Origin of the sequence: Streptomyces lacaronensis (genome assembly GCF_047337785.1) — a bacterium.
Taxonomy (GTDB): domain Bacteria; phylum Actinomycetota; class Actinomycetes; order Streptomycetales; family Streptomycetaceae; genus Streptomyces; species Streptomyces lycopersici.
The window spans coordinates 1,026,632-1,048,292 of the sequence record NZ_JBLHDK010000003.1; the positions used below are offsets into that span (position 1 = coordinate 1,026,632).

The 21,661-nt window shown below is 71.7% G+C and carries 21 protein-coding genes and 1 pseudogene; 9 read left to right on the forward strand and 13 right to left on the reverse strand.

Annotation, left to right across the window (positions count from 1 at the left end; genetic code table 11):
- Window positions 1–60: 60 nt before the first annotated feature.
- Together ACMTAK_RS05390 and ACMTAK_RS05395 are read left to right on the forward strand one after the other, a co-directional pair.
- Window positions 61–666, forward strand: a complete 606-nt coding sequence (locus tag ACMTAK_RS05390) for a TetR/AcrR family transcriptional regulator (RefSeq protein ID WP_413805079.1) — start codon at window positions 61–63, stop codon at window positions 664–666.
- 47 nt (window positions 667–713) lie between these two features.
- Window positions 714–1,673: a DMT family transporter gene (locus ACMTAK_RS05395; protein ID WP_413812808.1), complete on the forward strand. Its 960-nt coding sequence runs from the start codon at window positions 714–716 to the stop codon at window positions 1,671–1,673.
- A 43-nt stretch (window positions 1,674–1,716) separates the two neighbouring features.
- Here ACMTAK_RS05395 and ACMTAK_RS05400 read toward each other — a convergent pair whose 3' ends face one another.
- The 4 genes and pseudogenes from ACMTAK_RS05400 to ACMTAK_RS05415 all read right to left on the reverse strand — a co-directional run bounded on the left by ACMTAK_RS05400 (window position 1,717) and on the right by ACMTAK_RS05415 (window position 3,491).
- Window positions 1,717–2,016 (reverse strand): hypothetical protein, encoded by a 300-nt coding sequence (locus tag ACMTAK_RS05400; RefSeq protein ID WP_413805080.1) that lies wholly within the window; start codon window positions 2,014–2,016, stop codon window positions 1,717–1,719.
- Window positions 2,017–2,224: 208 nt separating this feature from the next.
- A pseudogene (locus ACMTAK_RS05405) lies at window positions 2,225–2,664 on the reverse strand (FAD-binding protein); the annotation flags it as partial.
- Between the two features lie 144 nt (window positions 2,665–2,808).
- Complete coding sequence (locus tag ACMTAK_RS05410) at window positions 2,809–3,192, reverse strand: (2Fe-2S) ferredoxin domain-containing protein (protein ID WP_413805081.1); 384 nt, start codon at window positions 3,190–3,192, stop codon at window positions 2,809–2,811.
- Between the two features lie 62 nt (window positions 3,193–3,254).
- On the reverse strand, window positions 3,255–3,491 hold the full coding sequence (locus ACMTAK_RS05415; protein WP_413805082.1) for a hypothetical protein: 237 nt from the start codon (window positions 3,489–3,491) through the stop codon (window positions 3,255–3,257).
- Between the two features lie 192 nt (window positions 3,492–3,683).
- Here ACMTAK_RS05415 and ACMTAK_RS05420 point away from each other — a divergent pair, with 192 nt between their 5' ends.
- Window positions 3,684–5,585: a glycoside hydrolase family 97 protein gene (locus ACMTAK_RS05420; protein ID WP_413805083.1), complete on the forward strand. Its 1,902-nt coding sequence runs from the start codon at window positions 3,684–3,686 to the stop codon at window positions 5,583–5,585.
- Between the two features lie 30 nt (window positions 5,586–5,615).
- Here the strand turns inward: ACMTAK_RS05420 and ACMTAK_RS05425 are convergent, their stop codons facing one another.
- The 5 genes from ACMTAK_RS05425 to ACMTAK_RS05445 all read right to left on the reverse strand — a co-directional run bounded on the left by ACMTAK_RS05425 (window position 5,616) and on the right by ACMTAK_RS05445 (window position 11,337).
- Window positions 5,616–5,867 (reverse strand): hypothetical protein, encoded by a 252-nt coding sequence (locus ACMTAK_RS05425; RefSeq protein WP_413805084.1) that lies wholly within the window; start codon window positions 5,865–5,867, stop codon window positions 5,616–5,618.
- A gap of 195 nt (window positions 5,868–6,062) precedes the next feature.
- A complete protein-coding gene (locus tag ACMTAK_RS05430) occupies window positions 6,063–7,109 on the reverse strand; it encodes a PHP domain-containing protein (RefSeq protein ID WP_413805085.1) in 1,047 nt (348 codons plus the stop codon).
- A gap of 79 nt (window positions 7,110–7,188) precedes the next feature.
- Window positions 7,189–9,534, reverse strand: a complete 2,346-nt coding sequence (locus ACMTAK_RS05435; RefSeq protein WP_413805086.1) for a glycoside hydrolase family 65 protein — start codon at window positions 9,532–9,534, stop codon at window positions 7,189–7,191.
- Complete coding sequence (locus ACMTAK_RS05440; protein ID WP_413805087.1) at window positions 9,531–10,274, reverse strand: HAD family hydrolase; 744 nt, start codon at window positions 10,272–10,274, stop codon at window positions 9,531–9,533. The genes ACMTAK_RS05435 and ACMTAK_RS05440 overlap by 4 nt, the downstream gene beginning before the upstream one ends.
- A 163-nt stretch (window positions 10,275–10,437) precedes the next feature.
- Window positions 10,438–11,337, reverse strand: coding sequence for a Gfo/Idh/MocA family protein (locus ACMTAK_RS05445; protein WP_413805088.1), 900 nt, complete (start codon window positions 11,335–11,337; stop codon window positions 10,438–10,440).
- Window positions 11,338–11,496: 159 nt separating this feature from the next.
- On the opposite strand from ACMTAK_RS05445, the gene ACMTAK_RS05450 reads away from it, so the two are divergent.
- From ACMTAK_RS05450 to ACMTAK_RS05465, 4 genes are all read left to right on the forward strand, one after another.
- A complete protein-coding gene (locus ACMTAK_RS05450) occupies window positions 11,497–12,804 on the forward strand; it encodes a YVTN family beta-propeller repeat protein (RefSeq protein WP_413805089.1) in 1,308 nt (435 codons plus the stop codon).
- 81 nt (window positions 12,805–12,885) lie between these two features.
- On the forward strand, window positions 12,886–13,389 hold the full coding sequence (locus ACMTAK_RS05455) for a MarR family winged helix-turn-helix transcriptional regulator (protein WP_413805090.1): 504 nt from the start codon (window positions 12,886–12,888) through the stop codon (window positions 13,387–13,389).
- Between the two features lie 71 nt (window positions 13,390–13,460).
- Entirely contained in the window at window positions 13,461–14,732 is a 1,272-nt protein-coding gene (locus ACMTAK_RS05460) for an MFS transporter (protein ID WP_413805091.1), read from the forward strand.
- A 104-nt stretch (window positions 14,733–14,836) separates the two neighbouring features.
- On the forward strand, window positions 14,837–15,571 hold the full coding sequence (locus ACMTAK_RS05465; RefSeq protein WP_413805092.1) for a heparin lyase I family protein: 735 nt from the start codon (window positions 14,837–14,839) through the stop codon (window positions 15,569–15,571).
- 47 nt (window positions 15,572–15,618) lie between these two features.
- On the opposite strand, the gene ACMTAK_RS05470 is transcribed toward ACMTAK_RS05465, so the two are convergent.
- The 3 genes from ACMTAK_RS05470 to ACMTAK_RS05480 all read right to left on the reverse strand — a co-directional run bounded on the left by ACMTAK_RS05470 (window position 15,619) and on the right by ACMTAK_RS05480 (window position 17,302).
- The gene (locus tag ACMTAK_RS05470) at window positions 15,619–15,996 is read right to left on the reverse strand and encodes a toxin Doc (RefSeq protein WP_413805093.1); all 378 of its coding nucleotides are present in this window, start codon (window positions 15,994–15,996) and stop codon (window positions 15,619–15,621) included.
- A 2-nt stretch (window positions 15,997–15,998) separates the two neighbouring features.
- Entirely contained in the window at window positions 15,999–16,238 is a 240-nt protein-coding gene (locus ACMTAK_RS05475; protein ID WP_413805094.1) for a hypothetical protein, read from the reverse strand.
- Between the two features lie 89 nt (window positions 16,239–16,327).
- Window positions 16,328–17,302 carry a carbon-nitrogen hydrolase family protein gene (locus ACMTAK_RS05480; protein ID WP_413805095.1) on the reverse strand — a complete coding sequence of 325 codons (975 nt, stop codon included), beginning with the start codon at window positions 17,300–17,302 and terminating at the stop codon, window positions 16,328–16,330.
- A 114-nt stretch (window positions 17,303–17,416) separates the two neighbouring features.
- Here ACMTAK_RS05480 and manD point away from each other — a divergent pair, with 114 nt between their 5' ends.
- Window positions 17,417–18,658, forward strand: a complete 1,242-nt coding sequence (gene manD / locus ACMTAK_RS05485) for a D-mannonate dehydratase ManD (RefSeq protein ID WP_413805096.1) — start codon at window positions 17,417–17,419, stop codon at window positions 18,656–18,658.
- 46 nt (window positions 18,659–18,704) lie between these two features.
- Window positions 18,705–19,688, forward strand: coding sequence for an aldo/keto reductase (locus ACMTAK_RS05490; protein WP_413805097.1), 984 nt, complete (start codon window positions 18,705–18,707; stop codon window positions 19,686–19,688).
- Window positions 19,689–19,704: 16 nt separating this feature from the next.
- Here the strand turns inward: ACMTAK_RS05490 and ACMTAK_RS05495 are convergent, their stop codons facing one another.
- Window positions 19,705–21,651, reverse strand: a complete 1,947-nt coding sequence (locus ACMTAK_RS05495) for a cellulase family glycosylhydrolase (RefSeq protein WP_413805098.1) — start codon at window positions 21,649–21,651, stop codon at window positions 19,705–19,707.
- Window positions 21,652–21,661 lie beyond the last annotated feature (10 nt).

Sequence of the window (21,661 nt, forward strand, 5' to 3'; positions counted from 1 at the left end):
CGCCCTCGGCGTCCTCTATGGTAGGTAGACCTACCTACCTAATCTGCCGGGGTGCATGCGATGAGTGAGACCGGTGTGAGGACGACCGAGCCCGGGAGGCGGCGGCCGGCACGGGAGCGTCTGCTGGCGGCCGCCGCGCGCCGCTTCTACGCCGACGGCCTGACGGCGACCGGGATCGACACGATCACCGCCGAAGCGGGCGTGGCGAAGATGAGCCTGTACAACAACTTCTCCTCCAAGGCCGATCTCGTCAGGGCCTATCTCGACGCCCGCCACGAGGAGTGGCTGGCGATGTACCGGTCACGGCTGGAGCCGGCCGAAAGCCCCCGCGACGGCGTCCTCGCGGTCTTCGACGCCTACGCCGACCACGCGGCGTTCGCCTACGAGCGCGGCTTCCGCGGCTGCGGCCTGCTCAACGCGGCCGCCGAGCTGCCCGCCGGAGACGAGGGGCGGACCGTCGTACGCCGCCACAAGGAGGAGGTCGAGCGGCTGATCTCCGGTCACCTCGAGGAGCTGCTGCCCGAGCGCCCCGACGACGCTCGGACGATGGCGGAGCACCTGGCGTTCCTGCTGGAGGGCGCGATGGCGCGCGCCGGTCTGGAAGGGGACGACAGCCGTCTGCGGCACGCCCGAGCGATGGCGGCCGCCCTGCTGGAACGGCTGTGACGGCCCCCGGACCCGGCGCCCGCTCGGCGGGCGCCGGGTCGCTGTGCGTGCTCGCCGCGTCCGTACTGTGGGGCACCACCGGCACGGCGGCGACCTTCGCCCCGGACGTCGGCCCGCTCGCCATCGGTGCCGTCGCCATGGGCCTGGGTGGACTGCTCCAGGCCCTGGTCGCCGCTCGCCGCATCGCCCGCCAGGCCCCTCGACTGCGAGCCCGGCGCGGCACCGTACTGCTCGGCGCGGTCGCGGTGGCGGCCTACCCCTTGGCGTTCTACAGCGCGATGCACCTGGCCGGAGTGGCCGTGGGCACAGTGGTGTCCATCGGCATGGCCCCGTCGGCCTCGGCCGTGATCGAACGCGTCATGGACCGGCGACGGCTGACGCGCCGCTGGAAACTCGGCGCCGCCCTGGGCCTGTTGGGCACCCTCATGCTGTGCGCGGGCCAAGCCGCCGGGGCCCCCGGCGGCGCGGAGCGGACATCCTCGGCCGCCACGATGCTCGGTGTCGGGCTGGGCCTCGTCGCGGCCACGGCCTACGCCCTCTACTCCTGGGCGGCTCACCGCCTGATCACCCAGGGGGTCATCGCACGCGCGGCGATGGGCGCGGTCTTCGACGCGGGCGGACTGCTCCTGGTGCCGGTGCTCCTGGTCACCGGCGCCCCGCTCCTCGACTCCGGGTCCAGCATGGCCGTCGGGGCGTACATGGCGCTGGTGCCCATGTACGCGGGTTACGTCCTGTTCGGCTGGGGGCTGGCGCATGTGCCCGCCAGCACGGCCACCACGCTCTCCCTGCTGGAACCGGCCGTCGCGGCCGTACTCGCCGTGCTGGTCATCGGCGAACGCCTCCCCGCCGTGGGCTGGGGCGGTATCGCACTCGTCCTCGCCTGTCTGGCCGTCCTCACGGCCCCGGCGGGCGTCTCCGGGCGGCGCCGACAGCGGCGAGACGGCGTGACGCTGCCGCGGCGCACAACGGTGGAGCACACCCTTGCCCAGTCGGACCCGGCGCCGTAGCAAGAGTCCGGCCCGACGGCAGGGCGTCCGCCGTGCCGTGATGTCATTCAGCCCGCCGCGGGCCGGAAAACCTCTCCGCGAGCCCGCGATGGTTTTCGGCGGCCAGCTTGGCCTGAGCCGTGCTGATAGCCGATCCGGCCATCCCTCCCAGACGTTCGACCTCGTCCGCGAAGCGCAGATGCTCCTGCCGCGCATGCTCACGGCAGGCGAGGCAGGTGACGTTCTCCGGGCGCGGCGAGGTCATCGCGTACGGCGCCCGCAGTCCGCATCCAGTATCGACGAGGCTCGGCAGGTCACCGGCCAGGCCGAACGTCGATGCCATCATCTCGCGGACGGCGGCCACGCCACGGACGACCTTCGACTCGACATGGATGTGCGGATCGTCCCCACCCAATGCGTCCTCCTCGTCACGGCACCGTGGCCGACCGGGAGCGCTCCCGGTCGGCCGCGGAGTGCGGGACGAGTCTCCCACGTCCGCGCTCACCGGCCCGCCCATCCGGCCGCCGCCCGCCGGGTCAGGTCGCGGTCCTTGGTGTACGGGTTCTCGACTACGCCGGGACGCCGGTGACCATGAACTTCGGCGGTGAGCCGAGCCGGTCGGGCCAGTTCCGGCGGACGAGGTCGTGATTGGCGCCGATACCGCCGGAGGTGACGATCACGACCGGGGCGTTGAGCTCGAAGTCGCGGTGACGGAACTTGAAGGTCACCCGGCCGTCCTTCGCGGCGGCCCGCACCTTCTTCTCGAACGGCTCGACCACGGCCGGACCAGTGCCCCAGGTGACATGGAAACGCGGCACCGAGTTGCCGTGGCCGTCCGCGAGACCGCCGCCGCGCTCGGCCCAGCCGACGATCGGGAACCACCGCACACCGAGCCCGTGCAGCCAGGACCGCTTCTCCCCGGAGGCGAAGTCCACATACGCTTCGGCCCACTTGTAGGCCCAGTAGTCCTGGCCACCGGGTCGGTGACACCGCGGTCGAAGCCGGAACCGCCGCCTGGGCGAGCGCGGCACCGGCGAGCACACCACCCGCCGCCGTCAGGGCGCGGCGGCGGCTGATCCCGCCGATCCCGGCGGGCGACGCGGAATTCTCTGTGGAGTTCTCCATGAGCTGCCCTACGTGGCAGGGGACTTCGCGCTCAGCGACCGCCCGGTGATGGCTCGGCCGAGGCACTCCCCCGCGGCGAGAAGGCGTACAGATCGAGGATGTCGGGCAGCGGTGCCACCCCGGGGCCGCCGGCCCGGACCCAGGCCACGATGTCCTCCGTCGCGTCCGGGTCGTTGACCAGGCCGAGCCACACCGGCCGGCCCCCGGCGGCCCGCCCGGCGGCCGACGGCTGCACCACGATCACATTGGCCTGGTCGCAGACGTCCAGACACTCGGAGACGCGTACGGGCGCCTCCGCACCGAGCCGCGCGAATTGCGCGGCATGGTCGACGCCGGTCACCTTGGGGCTGCCGCAACAGCAGTCCCGGCACACGGTCACCCGACACGGCAGCGGGTCGGTCGGCCTTACGGGCACGCCGCATCCCTCGTTCCGCCGTGGCCTTTGTCGCCCGGCATCATCGCATCCCGGGGCCCCGCTCACTCCCTCGGGGCTCCGCAGCGCGCACAGCGAGCGAAGTGGGCGGTGTCCTGGATCGCGCCGCAGTCGGCGCAGACCCGCTCCAGCCAGCAGGCGGGGTCCCCGCCCTCGGGCTCGGCGGGCGCCGGGTCCGCGGTCTCCGGGTCCGCCCTCCCCCGGTCCGCCCTCTCCGGGTCCGCCGCCTCCCGGTCCTCCGTCTCCGGGCCCGGGTCGCCGGGCCGAGCCGTGCCGCTCATCGTGTGCGCCTCCTCGTCCGGACCGTGCGCGGGCCCGCCAGCCGACCCTCTACCCCTGGCGTCGCCTCCGGAAGCAGCCAAGCCATAGATCCGATCTCTCACCCTCCCACGACCCTTGATGGGGCCTAATACCGTTCAACCCCTCCCCAGTTATCGGATGACTCGGTAACGTATCCGCCTCGGGAGGCAACGATGCCGAGATCTTACCGACGCTCCGCAGTGGCATTTCTGCTCTGCGGCGTCCTGGCCATGACGCTCTTCATCACCGGGCCCGCACAGGCGAAGGACTCCGCCTGGACCGTGCGCGGCCCCTCGCCCCACTCCGGTCCCCTCGCCCAGCTGCGGCTGGACGGCGCATCGGGAGCGCTGACGCTCCAGGTGTCCCGGGGCGGACGTACGGTGGTCGAGCCCTCGCCCGTGGGCATCGTCACCGAGCGGGCGGATCTGTCGCACGGGCTGCGCTATCTGGGACGCCACGACCGCACCGTCGTGGAGCGCTACCGGTCGACGGCCGGCAAGCAGCGCTCGCGCACGGCGCGGATGACCGAGACCCGCTTCCGGTTCCGGGGCGGCGGGAACGCCCGGCTGGACCTCGTGGTGCGGGTCTCGGACGACGGGGTCGCCTATCGCTACGACCTGCCCTCCGGCAGCGGCGATGTCCTCGGCGAGACCTCGGCCTTCACCCTGCCCCCGGACGCGGCCGCGTGGCTGGGCGACTACCGCAAGGACAACGAGAACCTGTTCAAGGAGTACACCGCGGCGACCGCGCCCACCGGTGAGTACATGGCACAGGCGCTCTTCGAGACGGGCGGCGGCTACGCCCTGATCGCGGAGTCGGACCTCACCGGCCGCTACTCCGCCGCCCGGCTGACCCACCAGCAGGGGCTGCCCACCTACCGCATCGGCCTGTGGGACGAGCGGGTCGAGTCCGACGGGCCGCTCAGCACACCCTGGCGCGCCCTGATCGTGGGCGACCTGCCGACCGTCACCCAGTCCACCTTCACCGACGATCTGGCACCGGCGTCGCGCGTCGCCGACACCTCGTGGATCCGGCCCGGCCCCGCCCTGTGGACCTGGCTCGCGGGCGGCAAGCCGGCCGGGCAGAGCCTGTCGATGCAGAAGGGGTACGTGGACTACGCGGCCCAGCGCGGATGGCCGTATGTGGTGGTGGACGCGGGCTGGTACTTCGACCCCGACCAGTGGGACGTCACCGATCCCGACTGGCAGCGCAACAGCTGGATCCCACAGCTCGTGGACTACGCCCGCGAGCGGCAGGTGGGCATCCAGGTCTGGATCCACCACCGTGACCTCGACACCGCCGAGGAGCGCGAGCAGTGGCTGCCCACGCTCGAGCGGTGGGGGGTGAAGGGCGTCAAGATCGACTTCATGGACTCCGAGTCCCAGGAGACGCTGCGCTGGTACGACGAGATCCTCAAGGACACCGCGGCCCACCATCTGCTCGTCAACTTCCATGGCTCGACGATCCCCAAGGGCATTCAGCGCACCTGGCCGCAGGTGATGTCGATGGAGGGCGTGAACGGCGAGGAGAAGCGGACCAACACCCCGCAGCACCTGGCGACGCTGCCCTTCACCCGCAATGTCATCGGCTCCATGGACTTCACCCCCGGGGCCTTCCACCGGCCCCAGCGGCCCAACGCGGCGTCGGACGCGGGCGAAGTCGGACTGTCGGTGCTCTACGAATCCGGGATCCAGAACCTGGCGGGCACCCCGGAGTCCTACGACGCCCGTCCGCTCGCCCGCCGGTTCCTGGAGCAGATCCCGGCCACCTGGGACCGCACCCGGCTGCTGGCGGGGCGGCCGGGTGAGAGCGCCGTACTCGCCCGCGCCAGCGGCTCACGGTGGTTCATCGGCGGTACGTTCACCGGCCCCGCGCACACCGCCGAGGTGCCGCTGCGGCTGGAGCCGGGCCGCTGGCTCGTCGATCTGATCCTGGACGGCCCGGACGGTCTGGTCCGTACGCCCACCGTGGTGCGCGGCGGGCAGACCCTGTCCGTGCCGGTCGCGGCGGACGGCGGATTCGCCGCCATCGCCTGCCGCTGGCGGCCCGGCCTGTCGACCTGCGACCGCTCCTGACCCTCCCCTACGACCCGCACTGACCACCCGTCACGCGGACACCCGTCGCGCGGACACCCCGTCCAGGACGCCCGTCCGGATGCCGATCGCCGGAAGGCAGACGCCGGCCGCGAAGACCCATGCGGCGGCGACGGCACGGGCGTAGGGGGCGGGGTGGCCGCCGGTCCACCCTTGGGAGAGGGCCGGCAGCCGGTCGGCCTTCTGCCGTGTCGGGTTCTTCTTCTGCTGAGCGGTGCGGAAGGCGGACAGCCGGTTCGCCGACTCCGCGTCCGTGACCGCCACGGCGTATGGGAGTGATGGCGAGGGCCGTCACCGCGTCGAAGCACACGGCGGCCTTCCCCGCCGCCGGCACGTCCCGGACGGTGGGTCTCTCGCCACCCTCCGTGCCCGTCCCGCCGGAGGCGGCGTCGCCGCGCAGACAGCGCTTGAGGTGGCCGACGGCGTCCCGCACTCCGCGGTGGACTGCCATGGCCACCGTCACCTCCCGTGTCCCGTACGGCGCGGAGGCCTGCGGGTGCGGGTCCAGTCCACCAACTGCCGGGCGGTCCAGGTGGTGATGACGCGCTCCGCCGGCACCCCGCATTCCACGGCCCGGGCGCATCCGCCCGGCTGCCAGTCGAGCTGGCCGGGCGCGTGGGCGTCGGTGTCGATGGAGAAGAACGTCCCCGCCCGCACGGCCTCCCGCAGCAGTCTGCGCGGTGGATCCAGCCGCTCCGGGCGGCAGTTGATCTCCACGGCGGTGCCCGCCTCCGCGCAGGCGCCGAAGACCTCCTCATGGTCGAAGGCCGACTCGGGGCGCTTGCCGCCGAGCAGCCGTCCGGTGCAGTGGCCCAGCACATCGACCAGCGGATCGCTGACGGCGGTGACCATCCGGCGGGTCATGGGGCGGGCGTCCATCCGCAGCTTGGAGTGGACCGAGGCCACCACCACGTCCAACTGGTCCAGCAGCTCAGGCTCCTGGTCCAGGGAGCCGTCGGGGAGGATGTCGACCTCGATCCCGGTGAGCAACTGGAACGGGGCGAGCTTCGCGCGCAGCTCCGCCACCACGTCCAGCTGGGCGCGCAGCCGGTCCGCCGAGAGGCCCCGGGCCACCGTCAGCCGCGGGGAATGGTCGGTGAGCACCGCCCACTTGTGCCCCAGCCGCGCCGCCGTGCGGGCCATCAGCTCGATCGGGGAACCGCCGTCGGACCAGTCCGAGTGCATATGGCAGTCCCCGCGCAGCGCGGCGCACAGCTTCGCCGCATCCTCCTCGGGCTCGCGCGCGGCCTCGGCGGCCTCGGTCTCCAGCTTCGCCAGATACCCGGGCACCTGGTCCTTCAGCGCCTCCTGTACCACCTGCGAGGTCTTGGGGCCGAGCCCTTTGAGCGACCGGAGGGTGCCGTTCGTGGCACGCCGCTCCACCTCCTGGGGGTCCAGATCGGCGAGCACCGACTGGGCCGCGCGGAAGGCACGTACCCGGTAGGTCGGCGCCTGGGCGCGCTCCAGGAGAAACGCGATCCGGTCCAGGGCCTCCAGGGGGTCCATCGAGCGCTCCTCGCTGTGGGTGGCGTGGCGTGCCGGGGGTTGTGACGTGCGGGGTGTCGTGACGTGGGGCGTCGGTGCCTCAGGCGCGGCGGTTCGGGCGGCGGCCGGGGGGCTGATGGGGTTCGGGACGTGCCGTCAGCTCGTCGATTTCGCAGGTCCGGGGGGTCTTCTCGGAGACGGTGATGGGCCGGCCGTAGTGCCGGATCTCCAGGGGGGCGCCCTCGGCCAGGGAGTAGGTGACGGAGCGGTTGGTGATCTCCACACGCAGCTTCCGGCCCAGCACCTGCATGGTGAAGGCGAGCCGGGCCAGCTTCTCGGGCAGCTTGGGCGAGAACTCCAGCCTGCCGTCGCGGTGCCGCATCCCGCCGAACCCGGCGACCAGGGCGATCCAGGTGCCGGCGAGCGAGGCGATGTGCAGACCGTCGCGGGTGTTGTGCTCCAGGTCCTTCAGGTCCATCAGGGCCGCCTCGCCCAGATAGTCGTAGGCGAGCCGCAGATGGCCGACCTCGGCGGCCATGACGGCCTGGGCACACGCGGAGAGCGAGGAGTCCCGGACCGTCAGCCGCTCGTAGTAGTCGAAGTTGCGTGCCTTCTCCTCCTCGGTGAAGCACTCGCCGCGCAGATACATCGCCAGCACCAGGTCGGCCTGTTTGACCACCTGTTTGCGGTACATGTCGAAGTACGGGAAGTGGAGCATCAGCGGGTACTGGTCGGAGCGGGTGCCCTGGAAGTCCCACTCCTGGTGGCCGGTGAAGTCCGCGGACTGCTCATGGACGCCCAGGACCTTGTTGTGCGGGACGGACATGGACTCGGCGGCGTCCCGCCAGGCGGCGGCCTCCTCGTCGTCGACGCCCAGTTCGGTGCCCTTGTCCGGGTGGCGTTCGACGATGTCCGCGGCGGCCCGCAGATTCGACTGGGCCATGAGGTTGGTGTACACGTTGTCGTCCGCGACGGCGCTGTATTCGTCCGGGCCGGTCACCCCGTCGATGTGGAAGCGGCCGTGGTGGTCGTGGTGGCCGAGGGAGCGCCACAGCCGGGCGGTCTCCACCAGCAGTTCCACGGCGGTCTCGCGCTCGAACTCGTCGTCGCCGGTGGCCGCCACATAGCGCACCACCGCGTCCGCCACATCGGCGTTGACGTGGAAGGCCGCGGTGCCGGCCGGCCAGTAGGCGGAGCATTCGGAGCCGTCGATGGTGCGCCAGGGGAAGGCGGCGCCCTCGTGGCCCAGCTGCCGGGCCCGGTCCCGGGCGGCGGGCAGGATGGACTGCCGCCAGCGCAGTGCCTCGGCCACGGACTCCGGGAAGGTGTAGGTGAGCAGGGGCAGGACGAAGGTGTCGGTGTCCCAGAAGGAGTGGCCGTCGTAGCCGGAGCCGGTGAGGCCCTTGGCGGGGATGGCCCGTTCCTCGGCGCGGGCGCCGGCCTGGAGGACGTGGAAGAGGGCGAATCGCACGGCCTGCTGGATCTCGGCGTCCCCCTCGACCTCGACGTCGGCGCGGGACCAGAAACCCTCCAGCCAGGCGCGCTGCTGGTCCACCAGGCCACGCCAGCCGGTGCTGGCGGCCCCGGCCAGCGCGGCCTCGACCTGGTCCCGTACGGCGGGCAGCGAGCGGGCGCCGGACCAGCCGTAGGCCACCAGCTTCTCCAGCCGCAGCACCTGGCCCGGCTCCAGCACCGAGGTGACGGTCAGCCGGGCGACGTCGTCGGTGCTCTCGCTGGCGTGGCGAGTGGGTGGCGGCCCGGTGATCAGGTGGTCGGCGGCGGTCGCGACCCGCAGACAGCTGGCGTCGGTGCAGTGGATCAGCCGCAGCCTCTTGTCGTCGGCGGCGTTCTCCTCGGGCTTGAGCGGGGACTCCAGGGCCTCGGCCACCCGGGGGTCGCCGCCGCGCTCGGGGAGCTGCTCGTTGGCGACCAGTTCGGACTGGACGACGACGCGGATCTGGGCGTCGACGGCCTCCACCTCGTAGGCCACGGCGGCGATGGCCCGCTGGGTGAGGGAGACCAGCCGGGTGGAGCGGACCCGCACGCTGATGCCGGAGGGGGAGGTCCATTCGCAGGTGCGGTGGAGCAGTCCGCCGCGCAGATCGAGCACCCGCTCATGGGAGCGCAGCCGTCCGTAGCGCAGATCGAAGGGCTCGTCGTCCACCAGCAGCCGGATGATCTTTCCGTTGGTGACGTTGATCATGGTCTGGCCGGCCTCGGGGTAGCCGTATCCGGCCTCGGCGTAGGGCAGGGGACGCCGTTCGTACACCCCGTTGAGGTAGGAGCCGGGGAGGCCGTGGGGCTCCCCCTCGTCGAGGTTGGCGCGCCAGCCCACATGGCCGTTGGAGAGCGCGAAGACCGATTCGCTCTGGGGCAGCAGATCGAGCCGGAGATCGGTCTCCCGCAGCACCCAGGGGTCGACGGCGTACGAGGAATCGGTGATCACGAGTCGTCCTCCAGCAGCTCGGCGAGATCCTTGACCACGATGTCGGCGCCGTGTGCGCGCAGCGCGTCGGCCTGGCCCACTCGGTCCACGCCGACGACACAGCCGAAGTGTCCGGAGTGCCCGGCCTCCATGCCCGCCAGGGCGTCCTCGAAGACGGCGGCCGCCTCGGGCCGGATGGCCAGCTCCTGCCCGGCCTCCAGGAAGGTGTCCGGGTGCGGTTTGCCGGGCAGCTTGCGCTCGGCGGCCACCACACCGTCGATCCGCACCTCGAAGAGGTGCTCGATACCGGCGGCGACCAGCACATCGCGGCAGTTGGCGCTGGAGGAGACGACCGCGGTCCGCAGACCCTCGGCGCGCACGGCCTCCACGAAGCGCACCGAGCCCGGGTACGCCTCCACTCCCTCCTTGCGGATCTTCTCGAGGACGAGGATGTTCTTGCGGTTGCCGAGGCCGTGCACGGTGTCCTGGTCGGGCCGGTCGTCCGGCTCGCCGTCGGGGAGCTCGATGCCCCGGGAGGCCAGGAAGGTGCGCACCCCGTCGGCGCGTGGACGACCGTCCACGTACTCGTCGTAGTCACGGCCCGAGTCGAAGGGGCGGAACGAGGGGCCGTCGCGCCGCCGCAGATATTCGTCGAACATCTGTTTCCACGCCGCCGCGTGCACCACCGCGGTCCGGGTCAGCACGCCGTCGAGGTCGAACAGGCAGGCTCGAATGCCATCGGGCAGGCGGAGCTTGGTCATGGCCCCCGGTTCCCCCGGGAACGCCGGAATATGCGGGGGAAGGGCAAGCCTTCCCCCGTTCGGCGGAGCACGGCGGGCCCTCGGCGCGGTACGGGCGCGCTCAGCGCGGGGCGGCGCTCGTCCACCACGGGACAGCGCTCGCTCACCACCCGACAGCGCCGGCTCAGCGCGGCACGACGGTGCGCCCCTCGCGGCCTGAGCGGTCGGCGGCCTCCAGGACGGCGACGACCTCGCGGCCGAACCGTACGTCGCAGGGGTCGGCCGCGCCGCCGTCGCGGGCACTGCTCAGCAGCCGGTCGACGGCCGTGGCGAAGGCGTCCAAGGCGGTGGTCCCCGCCTCGGGCACCACGGCGATCCCCCGCTCGCCGTAGAAGTCGCACGAGAAGCCCTGGGCCGCGGGCCGGGCGTCCAGGGTGAGCGCGAGGGTGCCGATGGCGCCGGAGTGGTGGCGCAGCAGCACATGCGCCGCGCCGCGCGGCCCCTCCAGGGCGGTGACCTCGGCCACCGGGCCGAGGACCGGCAGCAGGACGGACAGCGAGTGCGGGCCGACGTCCCACAGCCCGCCGCGCTCCCGCCGCCAGCGGGAGTCGCCGTAGTGGCCGCCGGGCTGGAAGATCGAGGCGAAGGCGGTGGCACGGCCGCCGTCCCAGCCGCCGTCCGCCGCGGCCTGCCGGAGGAAGGTCTCGACGGGCGCCGCGAAGCGGTTGGTGAAGAACACCACGGAGGCCAGCCCGCGCTCGTCCACGGCCCGCACGATCCGGTCGGCCTCCTCGGTGCTGAAGGCCAGCGGCTTGTCCAGGAGCAGATGGCATCCGGCCAGCGCGGCCCGCTCGGCGAGGCCGCTCTGGATGTCCGGTGGGAGGGCGATGGCCACGGCGTCCACGTCGGCGATCAGGGCGTCGGCGTCCGGGTGGGCGCGGGTGTCCCAGCGGTCCGCCAGCGCCTTCGCCTTCGCCGGGTCGCGTCCCCAGATCCCGGCCAGTTCGGCCGCGGGGTGCGCGGCGAGCGCCGCGGCGTGGGTCTCGGCCGCCCAGTGTCCGGTGCCCAGCACTCCGAACCGCACTGTCCGTCCCCCTCCGCGCGAGGCCCCGGAGTCCTCCCCGGGCGTCGGCCGCGATCCTACGCCCGTGCGGCCCGGCCGCTTCGGCCGAGGGCGGTACGCCGCTCCCCCGCTTGGCCGCGGGCGGATGCCGGTGGCCGGGGGCGGTGCCAGGGTGAGGCCATGGCCGGCCACGGTGCGGGTGACGGCCGAAGCCCACCCTCACCGCTGGAGGAACCCGTGGCCCGTGGCTCGTCGCGCTCCCTCTCCCGCGCACACCTGCGGCGTGCCACGGTCCGGGCCGCGGCGGCCCTGATGCTGTGCGGGGCGGCGGTTCCGGCCTGCGCCTCCTCCAGCGAGCACCGGCCGGACCGTGCGGCGTCGGCGTCGGCTCGGCAGAGCGCGCTCCAGGCGTCGGCCGCGGCGAGGAAGAAGGCGGAGAAGAAGGCCGAGTTGGCCCGGCTGCTGCCGGGGATGCCGCCCCCGCTGGACCCGCATGACCTCTACGCGGCCGACCGGCCGGGGAAGCTGTCCCGGACGGTGAAGGACTATCCGTCGCGGGTGTACGTACCCAATACGCTCTCGGACACGGTGAGCGTCATCGACCCGAAGAAGTTCAAGGTCGTCCGCACGATCCAGGTGGGCCACCAGCCGCAGCACGTGGTGCCCTCGTGGGATCTGAAGACGCTGTGGGTCAACAACGACCTGGGCAACACCCTCACCCCCATCAACCCCGCCAACGGCCGGATGGGGCGCCCGGTGGACGTCCACGACCCGTACAACCTCTACTTCACCCCGGACGGGAAGTACGCCGTGGTGATGGCCTCCATGGACCGGGCGCTGGTCTTCCGGGACGCGCACACCATGAAGGTGGTCAAGTCGGTGCCGGTGGACTGCTACGGCGTGAACCACGCGGACTTCTCACCCGACGGGCGTTACTTCATCGTCTCGTGCGAGTTCTCCGGTGAGCTGCTGAAGGTGGACACGGCGAAGAAGAAGGTGGTCGCCAAGCGGCGGCTGCCGATCGCCGGGGCCATGCCGCAGGACGTCAAGATCTCGCCCAACGGCAAGACCTGGTACATCGCCGACATGGTGGCGAACGGCCTGTGGGTGCTCAACGGGGACAGCTTCGGCAAGCCGCGGCTGCTGCCCACCGGAAAGGGCACGCACGGCCTCTACGTCAGCCGCGACTCCCGCTCCATGTACATCTCCAACCGCGGCGAGGGCACCATCTCGGTGCTGTCCTTCAAGAGCGGCAAGCTGGTGCGACGGTGGCGGCTCCCCGGCGGCGGCAGCCCCGACATGGGCGGGGTGTCCGCCGACGGCAAGGTGCTGTGGCTCTCGGGCCGCTACAACGCCGAGGTCTACGCGATCGACACCCGCACCGGCCGGCTGCGCGCCCGGATCCCGGTCGGCGGCGGCCCGCACGGGCTCGCGGTCTACCCCCAGCCCGGCCGCTACTCCCTCGGCCACACCGGAATCTTCCGCTGAGGTGGTATTCCCGCGGGGCCGGACCGGGCCTGTGACCATCTGCATAGCCTGCCTATATAGAGGCATGATATAAAACTAGATGTGGAATACACACAGCAGTCCGGCACCCGGGAATCCGACGTCCCCGCCACCCGTGAGGAGGTCGCGGAAGCGCTGGAGCAACTGGCGTTCCTCGCGGTGCGCCATCTGACCAACCGGGACATCAGCTTCACCGCGGCCTCGACCCTCGGCCGGCTCAGCCGTGAGGGCCCGTCCCGTCTCACGGCCCTGGCCGCCGACGAGGGCGTCACCCAGCCTTCGATGACCCAGCTGATCCAGCGGCTGGAGCGGCAGGGTCTGGTGACCCGGGTCGACGATCCGCACGACGGTCGGGTGGTCCTGGTGGCGATCACCGACGCCGGGCGGGAGCTGCTCGCCGAGCGGCGCCGCGGCCGTACGAACCGGCTCGCCGAACTGCTGGCCACCCTCTCCCCCGAGGACGAACAGGCACTCGCCACCGCCGTCCGCGCCGCCACCCCCGCATTCCAGCGGCTCGTCGAGAACGCGGCACGGGCGCGAAAGTCCCCGGGAAACACCGCTTCCTGATCAACCGGCACCCTGCCGCGCCACGGCTCGCCATGTCGTCACGGCTCGGGCCCTGAACGACGGAGCATCTTTTGTCCGCTCATCACAGCGCCCCCAACCCCTTCAAGCAGCCGAAGGCCGTATGGGCGGTCGCCTTCGCCTGTGTGATCTCCTTCATGGGCATCGGCCTCGTGGATCCGATCCTGCCCTCCCTCTCCGCCAAGCTGCATGCCACGCCGAGTCAGGTATCGCTGCTGTTCACCAGCTATCTGGTGGTCACCGCCGTCGCCATGCTGGTCACCGGGTTCGTCTCTAGCCGTATCGGAGCCAAGCGCACCCTCGTGACCGGTCTGGTACTCATCGTGCTCTTCAGCGCGGCGGCCGGGGCCTCCGGCAGCATCGACGGGATCGTCGGCTTCCGCGCCGGATGGGGGCTGGGCAACGCCCTCTTCATCGCCACCTCGCTGGCCGTCATCGTGGGCTCGGCCAGCGGTGGCTTCGCCGGCGCGATCATCCTCTACGAGACCGCGCTGGGCATCGGCATCGCGATCGGGCCGCTGCTGGGCGGCGAGCTCGGCGCGATCAGCTGGCGCGGGCCGTTCTTCGGCGTGGCGGTCCTGATGGCCATCGCGCTGATCGCGACCATCGTGCTGGTCCAGCCGACCCCGACCCCGGCGCGCCGGGCCTCGATCGCCGACCCGCTCAAGGCGCTGCGCCACCGCGGGCTGCTCATCATGGGCCTGACCGCGCTCTGCTACAACTGGGGCTTCTTCACGGTGCTGGGCTACGCCCCGTTCCCGATGGACCTGGGCACCCATGAGCTCGGCTATGTCTTCACCGGCTGGGGTGTGCTCGTCGCCCTCTTCTCGGTCTTCGGCGCCCCCTGGCTCCAGGCGCGGCTCGGCATAGCCCGCTCCCTGTATCTGAATCTGGCGCTGTTCGCCCTCGACATCCTCGTCATCGGCCTGTTCACCGACTCCAGGACGACGCTGATCGTGGCGGTGATCGTGGCCGGCGCCTTCATCGGGATCAACAACACCATCACCACCCAGGCGGTGATGACCGTCGCCCCCGTCGAACGGCCCGTCGCCTCCGCCTCCTACGGTTTCGTCCGCTTCATCGGCGGCGGTCTGGCCCCGTACGCGGCGGGGAAGATCGCCGAGCACAGCGGTGTACATCTGCCCTTCTACATCGGGGCGGCGGCGGTCGCGCTGGGCATCGGCGTCCTGGCCACCGGGCACTCGCTGCTCGCCGAGGCCGAGCGCGTCCAGGCGGCGGAGGCGGCCGGACACACCCCGGCCGAGGAGCGGCGCGAGACGCTGGAGAAGCAGGCGCTCGCCGAGGAGCTCGGCTCGGCGGGCTGATGCGGGAGACGAGCCCGGCACGGTTCATTGGGTAGGTATGGACCAATCCGGCGGGCCCCAGTATGGTGCGCACACCATCGAACGGGGCCCATCCAAGGAGTGGCATGGTTGCCTTACGGTCCACCCGGCGCATCGCCGGACTCCGGTTCGCCGTACCCGCGGCCGTCGCGGCCGCGGGTCTCGCGTTCGCATGGCCCGCGGACGCCGCGTTCATCTGGAACGGCGACGCCTCCGGCGGCACCAAGGTCTACGGCCTGTTGAACTGCGACTCTCCCGGCAGCGTCACCGCCGTCTCGGACGCGCAGCGCGGCAAGGTCTGGAAGTACGACAAGCCGAGCGGCAGCAATCGCTGCGAAAGCCACGGCATCGCCGTGGGCGGCTCGAAATACGCCTTCCAGAACGGCGGGACCTACTGGTTCGGCTGGTCCAGCAAGCTCTCCAGCACCGTCGACAACAACGCCACCTTCCAGTGGAAGTCCTATGGGGACCACATCCAGAACTGGCCGGTGGTGCTGAAGACGCTCGGCGGCCGGACCACGATGATCCAGCGGCAGCCCGGCAACCAGGTCTTCACCATCTGGTCGACCCCGGCCTCGGCGAACGAGTGGAACCACTACACCATCGGGCTGCATCTGTCCGACGAGACCAAGGGTGGCTGGGTCGAGCTGTGGGTCAACGGCCGGCAGCAGAAGTTCAGCGACGGCACCACCCGGTGGGCCTGCCGCACCTGGGACAGCAGCAACGACCCCAAGTGGGGGGTATACGGGGCCGAGGACAGCCGGGTGGTCAACTACATCGACGACCTCAAGGTCGGCACCACACGCGGTGACGTCGACTGACCCCCGAACCCGGCGTCGCGGTGGCGGCGGCCTGTCGCGGCAGGCGCTCAGATCCGCCAGGAGCGGATGTGGCTGGCCGCTTCGAAGACATCGGACTTGCCCGAGAGGATGTCGCGGACCAGGTCGATCAGTGCCCCGTACGGCGGGTCGATGCCCTCGCCGGAAGCGTGCATATAGGCGACCGCGGTCGCGGCGGCGAACCGCGCGTTGCTCGCCGGGAGCGGTCTGAGCAGCGCGATGGTGTGCAGCAGGGCCGCGGCCCGCCACGCCGAGTCGGGATCGACGCCCAGGCGGGGCGGGTCGACGCGGTGGCGGGCGACGGCCGCGACCAGACCCGAGAAGTCCGAGATGGCCGGCTGTTCCGGCATGACCTCCTCATGGCGCTGGAGCAGCCAGGGGACGTCGATATGCAGCAGCGGGGCCATGGTCAGGCGGCCTGCCCGGACTGGCGGTGCTCATCGTCGGGGAACGCGTCCGCGAAGGCGTCGGCGTTGTCCGCGAAGAACCGCCGGAAGACCTCGGCGCCCTCCTGCAGAGCGCGGTGACGCGCGATGTCGGCCACGGTCGCCTCGCGGACGAGGGCTTTCATGGTGGTACCGCGCTCCTTGGCGATCTGGCGGAGGTCCTCAAGTTCCCGATCGCTGAATTCCACGTTGAGAGCTGACATGCGGGACACCCTACTCACCGGGTACCCCGTCAGCAATCGCCGCAGCTCAGGTCGTATTTTTGTAGGTACTTGACAAACCTTTCCAGCCGTCAGGGCCGGCTGCGGCCGGGGACGGGAGCGCCATCGGGCCCGACCCTGACGAATGGCTCGCGCACCTCATGGTCCAGCAGGCTGCGGTACGCGGCGGGGCGGCGGAAGGCGTCTCCCCAGGCCTCCCGGCGCCGGTTGGCGCGCAGCGCGTCGAGGTCGAAGACCGCCGGATAGACCCCCTCGGCCTCGCCCGCCTCGACCACCAGGGTGTCCCGCGACCGCCCGGCCACGAAGGCGATGCCGTCGTGGGCGACGGAGTGGCCCCAGCCGGGACCGGCGTAGTTGGCCATGGCCATGCCGGTCATGTTCTCCACGGCGCGGGAGCGGAACTGGGAGAGCCGGTTGATCTCCAGCTCGCAGGCGTTCGGGGTGAGGACGATCTCCGCCCCGGCGAGCATCAGTGCGCGGGCACTCTCCGGGAACTCCCGGTCGTAACAGATCATCGCCCCGGTCATCACCTCGCCCACCGCAGTGTCCAGGGCGCATACCTCGAACCCCTTCCCCGGGGTCAGACCGGCCTCCGGCAGGTCGAAGGCGCAGGTGTGCACCTTGGCGTAGGTCAGCACCAGGCGGCCGTGCCGGTCGATGAGGGAGAGGGTGTTGCGCGGCGGTCCGTCCCAGCGCTCCAGATAGGTGAGCGCGATGGCCATCTCGAGCTCGGCGGCCAGCTCGCGGAAGTGGGTCACGAAGGGCGAGTCACGGGTGATGGGCTCGCCGAGCCAGACGGACTCCGGCCACGGCCCGGCCGGAGTGCGGACGCCGTCCCACAGCGAGGGGTGGCGGTAGACGTCGCCGTCGGCGGAACCTTCGGGGACGGCGCAGCTGTAGCCGTTGCTCCACATCTCGGGGAAGAGCGCGATGTCGGCGCCGAGCGCCCGGGCCCGGCGGCAGGCCGCCTCGCCGAGGGTGAGGTTCACCGGCAGATCGGGCCCCGGCGGGGCGAGTTGGAGCAGGGCGACGGTGAGGGTGGTCATGGCGGATGCCTCCTTCGGTATCTGACGCCTCCGGATCCCGGCGGCGGGAAGCGGGTAGAGCTGCCCGTACGGCGTGATCGCCGAAGGGACCGGCCACAAGGAATGGGGTATGCGGTGAGGATCGAGTCGGCCGAGGTCGTCGTCACCAGTCCGGGACGCAATTTCACCACCCTGCGCATCGTCACCGAGGACGGGGTCACGGGTCTGGGGGACGCCACGCTCAACGGCCGTGAGCTGGCCGTCGCCTCGTATCTGCGGGACCACGTGGTGCCACTGCTGCTCGACCGGGACGCCTCGCGCATCGAGGACACCTGGCAGTATCTGTACCGCGGGGCGTACTGGCGGCGCGGCCCGGTGACCATGGCCGCCATCGCGGCCGTCGACACCGCGCTGTGGGACATCAAGGCCAAGGCCGCCGGGATGCCGCTGTACCAGCTGCTGGGCGGGGCGTCGCGCAGCGGCGCGCTGGCCTACGGGCACGCCTCCGGCCGGGACGTCCCCGAACTGCTCGACTCCATCCGCGCCCATCTGGAGCAGGGCTATCGCGCGATCCGCGTCCAGACCGGCATCCCGGGGCTGGCCTCGGTCTACGGCGTGGCCTCCTCGAGCGCGGGCGGCGGGGAGCGCTACGACTACGAACCGGCGCGCCGGGGCTCGGGGCCCCGGGTGCTGCCCGCCGAGGAGAGCTGGGACACCCGGGCCTATCTGCGTCATCTGCCGACCGTGTTCGAGGCCGTCCGGGCGGAGTTCGGCCCGGAGCTGCCGCTGCTGCACGACGGCCACCACCGGATGACCCCGATCCAGGCGGCCCGGCTCGGCAAGGTGCTGGAGCCGTACGACCTGTTCTGGCTGGAGGACGCCACGCCCGGTGAGGACCAGGCCGCGCTGCGGCTCATCCGGCAGCACACCACCACCCCCCTGGCCATCGGCGAGGTCTTCAACCACGTCCACGACTACACCACCCTGCTGAGCGAGCGGCTGATCGACTATGTGCGCTCGGCGGTGACCCACACCGGCGGGGTCACCGCCATGCGCAAACTGCTGGACCTGGCCGCGGTCTACGGGGTCAAGTCCGGTATGCACGGCCCGACCGACATCTCCCCCGTGGGCATGGCCGCGGCCCTCCACCTGGATCTGGCCGTCCACAACTTCGGCATACAGGAGTACATGCCGCATACCGCCGACACACTGGAGGTCTTCCGCACCTCCTTCCGCTTCGAGGACGGGCTGCTGCACCCCTCCGACACCCCGGGCCTGGGCGTCGAGCTGGACACGGAGGCCGCCGGGCGGTTCCCGTACCAGCCCGCGTATCTGCCGGTGAACCGGCTGGCGGACGGCACGGTGCACGACTGGTGAACGCCAGCTACGGTGAGCCGCGTCGCCGTAAGTGAGAAGAGGGAGCATGGAGCAGCGTGAGTTCGGCCGGCTCGGCCGGAAGGTCTCGGTCGTGGGCCTGGGCACCTGGCAGCTGGGCGCGGACTGGGGCGAGGTCGGCGAGAACGACGCCCTGGCCGTGCTGGACACGGCCGTCGAAGCGGGGGTGACGTTCTTCGACACCGCCGATGTGTACGGGGACGGGCGCAGCGAGCAGCTCATCGGGCGGTATCTGAGGTCGCGCCCGGACGCCGGGATCTTCGTGGCCACCAAGATGGGGCGGCGGCTGCCACAGCTCGCCGAGAACTACACACTGGACAACTTCCGTGCGTGGACCGACCGTTCGCGGGCCAATCTGGGCGTGGACACCCTGGATCTGGTCCAGCTGCACTGCCCGCCGTCCTCGGTGCACTCCTCGGCCGCGGTCTTCGACGCGCTGGACACGCTGGTGGCCGAGGAGCGGGTGGCGGCGTACGGGGTGAGCGTCGAGACGTGTGCGGAGGCGCTGGCCGCGATCGCGCGTCCGGGCACGGCGAGTGTGCAGATCATCCTCAACCCGTTCCGGCTCAAGCCGCTGGAGGAGGTGGTCCCGGCGGCGCGGGAGGCCGGTGTCGGGATCATCGCGCGGGTACCGCTGGCGTCCGGTCTGCTGTCGGGGAAGTACACCAAGGACACCGTCTTCGCCGAGAACGACCACCGCACCTTCAACCGGCACGGCGAGATGTTCGACCAGGGCGAGACGTTCTCCGGCGTGGGCTTCGAGGAGGGCGTCGAGGCGGCGGTGGAGTTCGCCGGGCTGGCCCCGCAGGGAGCCACCCCCGCGCAGACGGCGCTGCGGTGGATCATCCAGCAGCCGGGCGTGACCTCCGTCATCCCGGGGGCGCGTTCGCCCGAGCAGGCTCGGGCGAACGCGGCCGCGGCGGGGCTGCCCCCGCTGCCGGGCGCCACGCTGGAGGCCGTCGGCGACCTGTACGACCGACGGATCCGGGCCCAGGTTCACCATCGCTGGTAACGGTGGGCCACGGGGCTCAGAAGCCGGCGTCCGCCGCCCATTGCGCGAGTTCGCGCTGGGCGGCGGCGCGCTGTTCCGCCGAGGGAGCCGCGGTGCCGTCGGCGATCAGCGCGTAGTGCAGGGTGCCGGTGGACTCGTCGGCCGGGGCGGAGAGCACCAGCCGGTTCCCCTCGCTGTCGCCGGGCTCCGCCGCGGTGGCGACGGGGTGGTCGGCGGTGTGGCCGTGTGCGGTGTACGCGGGCGGGCCGGTGAGGGTGCCCAGATCGGAGACGACGGTGGTCCGGGCGGGGTCGAAGTCGCGGGGCAGCCGGAGTTCGGTGGGCGCGTCGGTGGCGCCGTCGGAGCGCCACACCAGCATGCCGTAGCGGCCGGAGCCGGTGACCTTGGCGACGTCTCGCAGGCTGCCGGGGATGCGGTCCCAGCTGAGCGTGGTGGAGCCGTCGCGTGAGCGGTCCTCGAAGGTGAAGGCGAGGGTGCGGCCCGCGACGGCGCGCGGATAGATCCGGTCGAGCAGCCGGGCGTCCTGGCGCGGCGCGGCGTTGCCGGAGTCGTCGAGGCGGACGGCCGAGAGATCCTCGTCGTTCCAGGCGTCGCCCTCGGTGAGGACCTTCCCGGTGTTGCCGTTCATGGCCTCGTGGTGGCGGCCGTTGTAGATGTCCCACTGCCACTGGGTGGAGGAGAGCACGGCGCCGGAGGCGGCCGGCCTGGTCCACCAGGAGGCACCGGGGAGACGCGAGTCCAGCGCCTGGTACATGCCCTTGACGACGGTGGGGGCCTTGTCGGAGGTGAAGCCGGCCAGCGGATGGCCGAACTCGCTCATGACGGCGGGCAGGTCCAGGGCGGTGGAGCGATCGCGCAGGGCGCCGAAGTCGCCCGCGTACTGGCCGTCGGCCGCCTTGCCGGGCATGAAGACCCCGGAGATGGCCTTCTGATCGTAGTAGTGGGTGTTGAAGACGTAGTCGGGGCCGGGTTTTCCGGCGTCGAGGAGTCCGCCCTCCTGGCGCTGGAAGTCCAGGTTGGAGTTCCAGAACATATTGGGCTCCACGAAGGCGGGCTTGTCCTGCCAGCCCGCGGCGTCCATGCGGGCGCGGAACTTCTCGTAGAAGGGCCACAGCACGCTCTTCTCCCAGGTGCGGCTGTTCTGGCCGTCGTCGTACGCGCCCGCGTACGGCTCGTTGAGCGGGTCGAAGCCGACGACGCGGGTGAACTGGTCGTCGGTGAGCTGCCGGGCGAGGTAGGTCATGGTCTTCTCGGCGGTGGCCAGGAAGGCGTCCTGGACGCGGACGGTGCCCGCGCCGGTGGTCAGGGCGCGGTTGTGCCAGAAGTCGCGGGTGGCGTCTCTGACGGCCTGGTTCTGGGTGATGTTCTGGCCCCAGTGGAAGCAGATGCCGCAGGACTCCTTGGGGTAGCCGCCCGCGTCGATGACCCACTTCGGGGCGCCGTCACCGCTGTACCAGCTGTCCTTGTCGAAGAGATGGCGGGAGTAGAGGTCCTGGTGGAAGTCGGGGAAGACCCGGATTCCGGCGTCGAGGAACGCCTTCATCTGCGCGGTGGCCTTCTCCAGATAGCCGGTGTCCACCTGGCCCGGCTCGGGCTCGGCATGGGCCCAGGACAGCAGGAACCGCACCGCGTTGGCGCCGGTCAGATGGCGCATGGCGGCGGCGGATTTCCTCGCGTCGGCGGTGGTGGCGAACGGGAGCCCGCCGTTCTCCTCCAGTTTGGTCTCGCCGGACACGTTGAAGCCGCGCAGCACGACCTCGCGGCCGTGGCCGTCGGCGAACCGGGTGCCGTCCACGGTCACCTGGTCCGCCGCCCGGCCGTCGAACCAGGGCGCCTCGGCCGCGGCCGCCGGAGTGCCCGGGGCCGCGGCCGCCGCCAGCAGCAGGACGGCCACCCCGAGCAGCCGGGTGCGACCCGGTCCGGGGCGGCCGGTCCGTATCCCTCGTGTCTCATGAGTCGGCATGGACCTACCG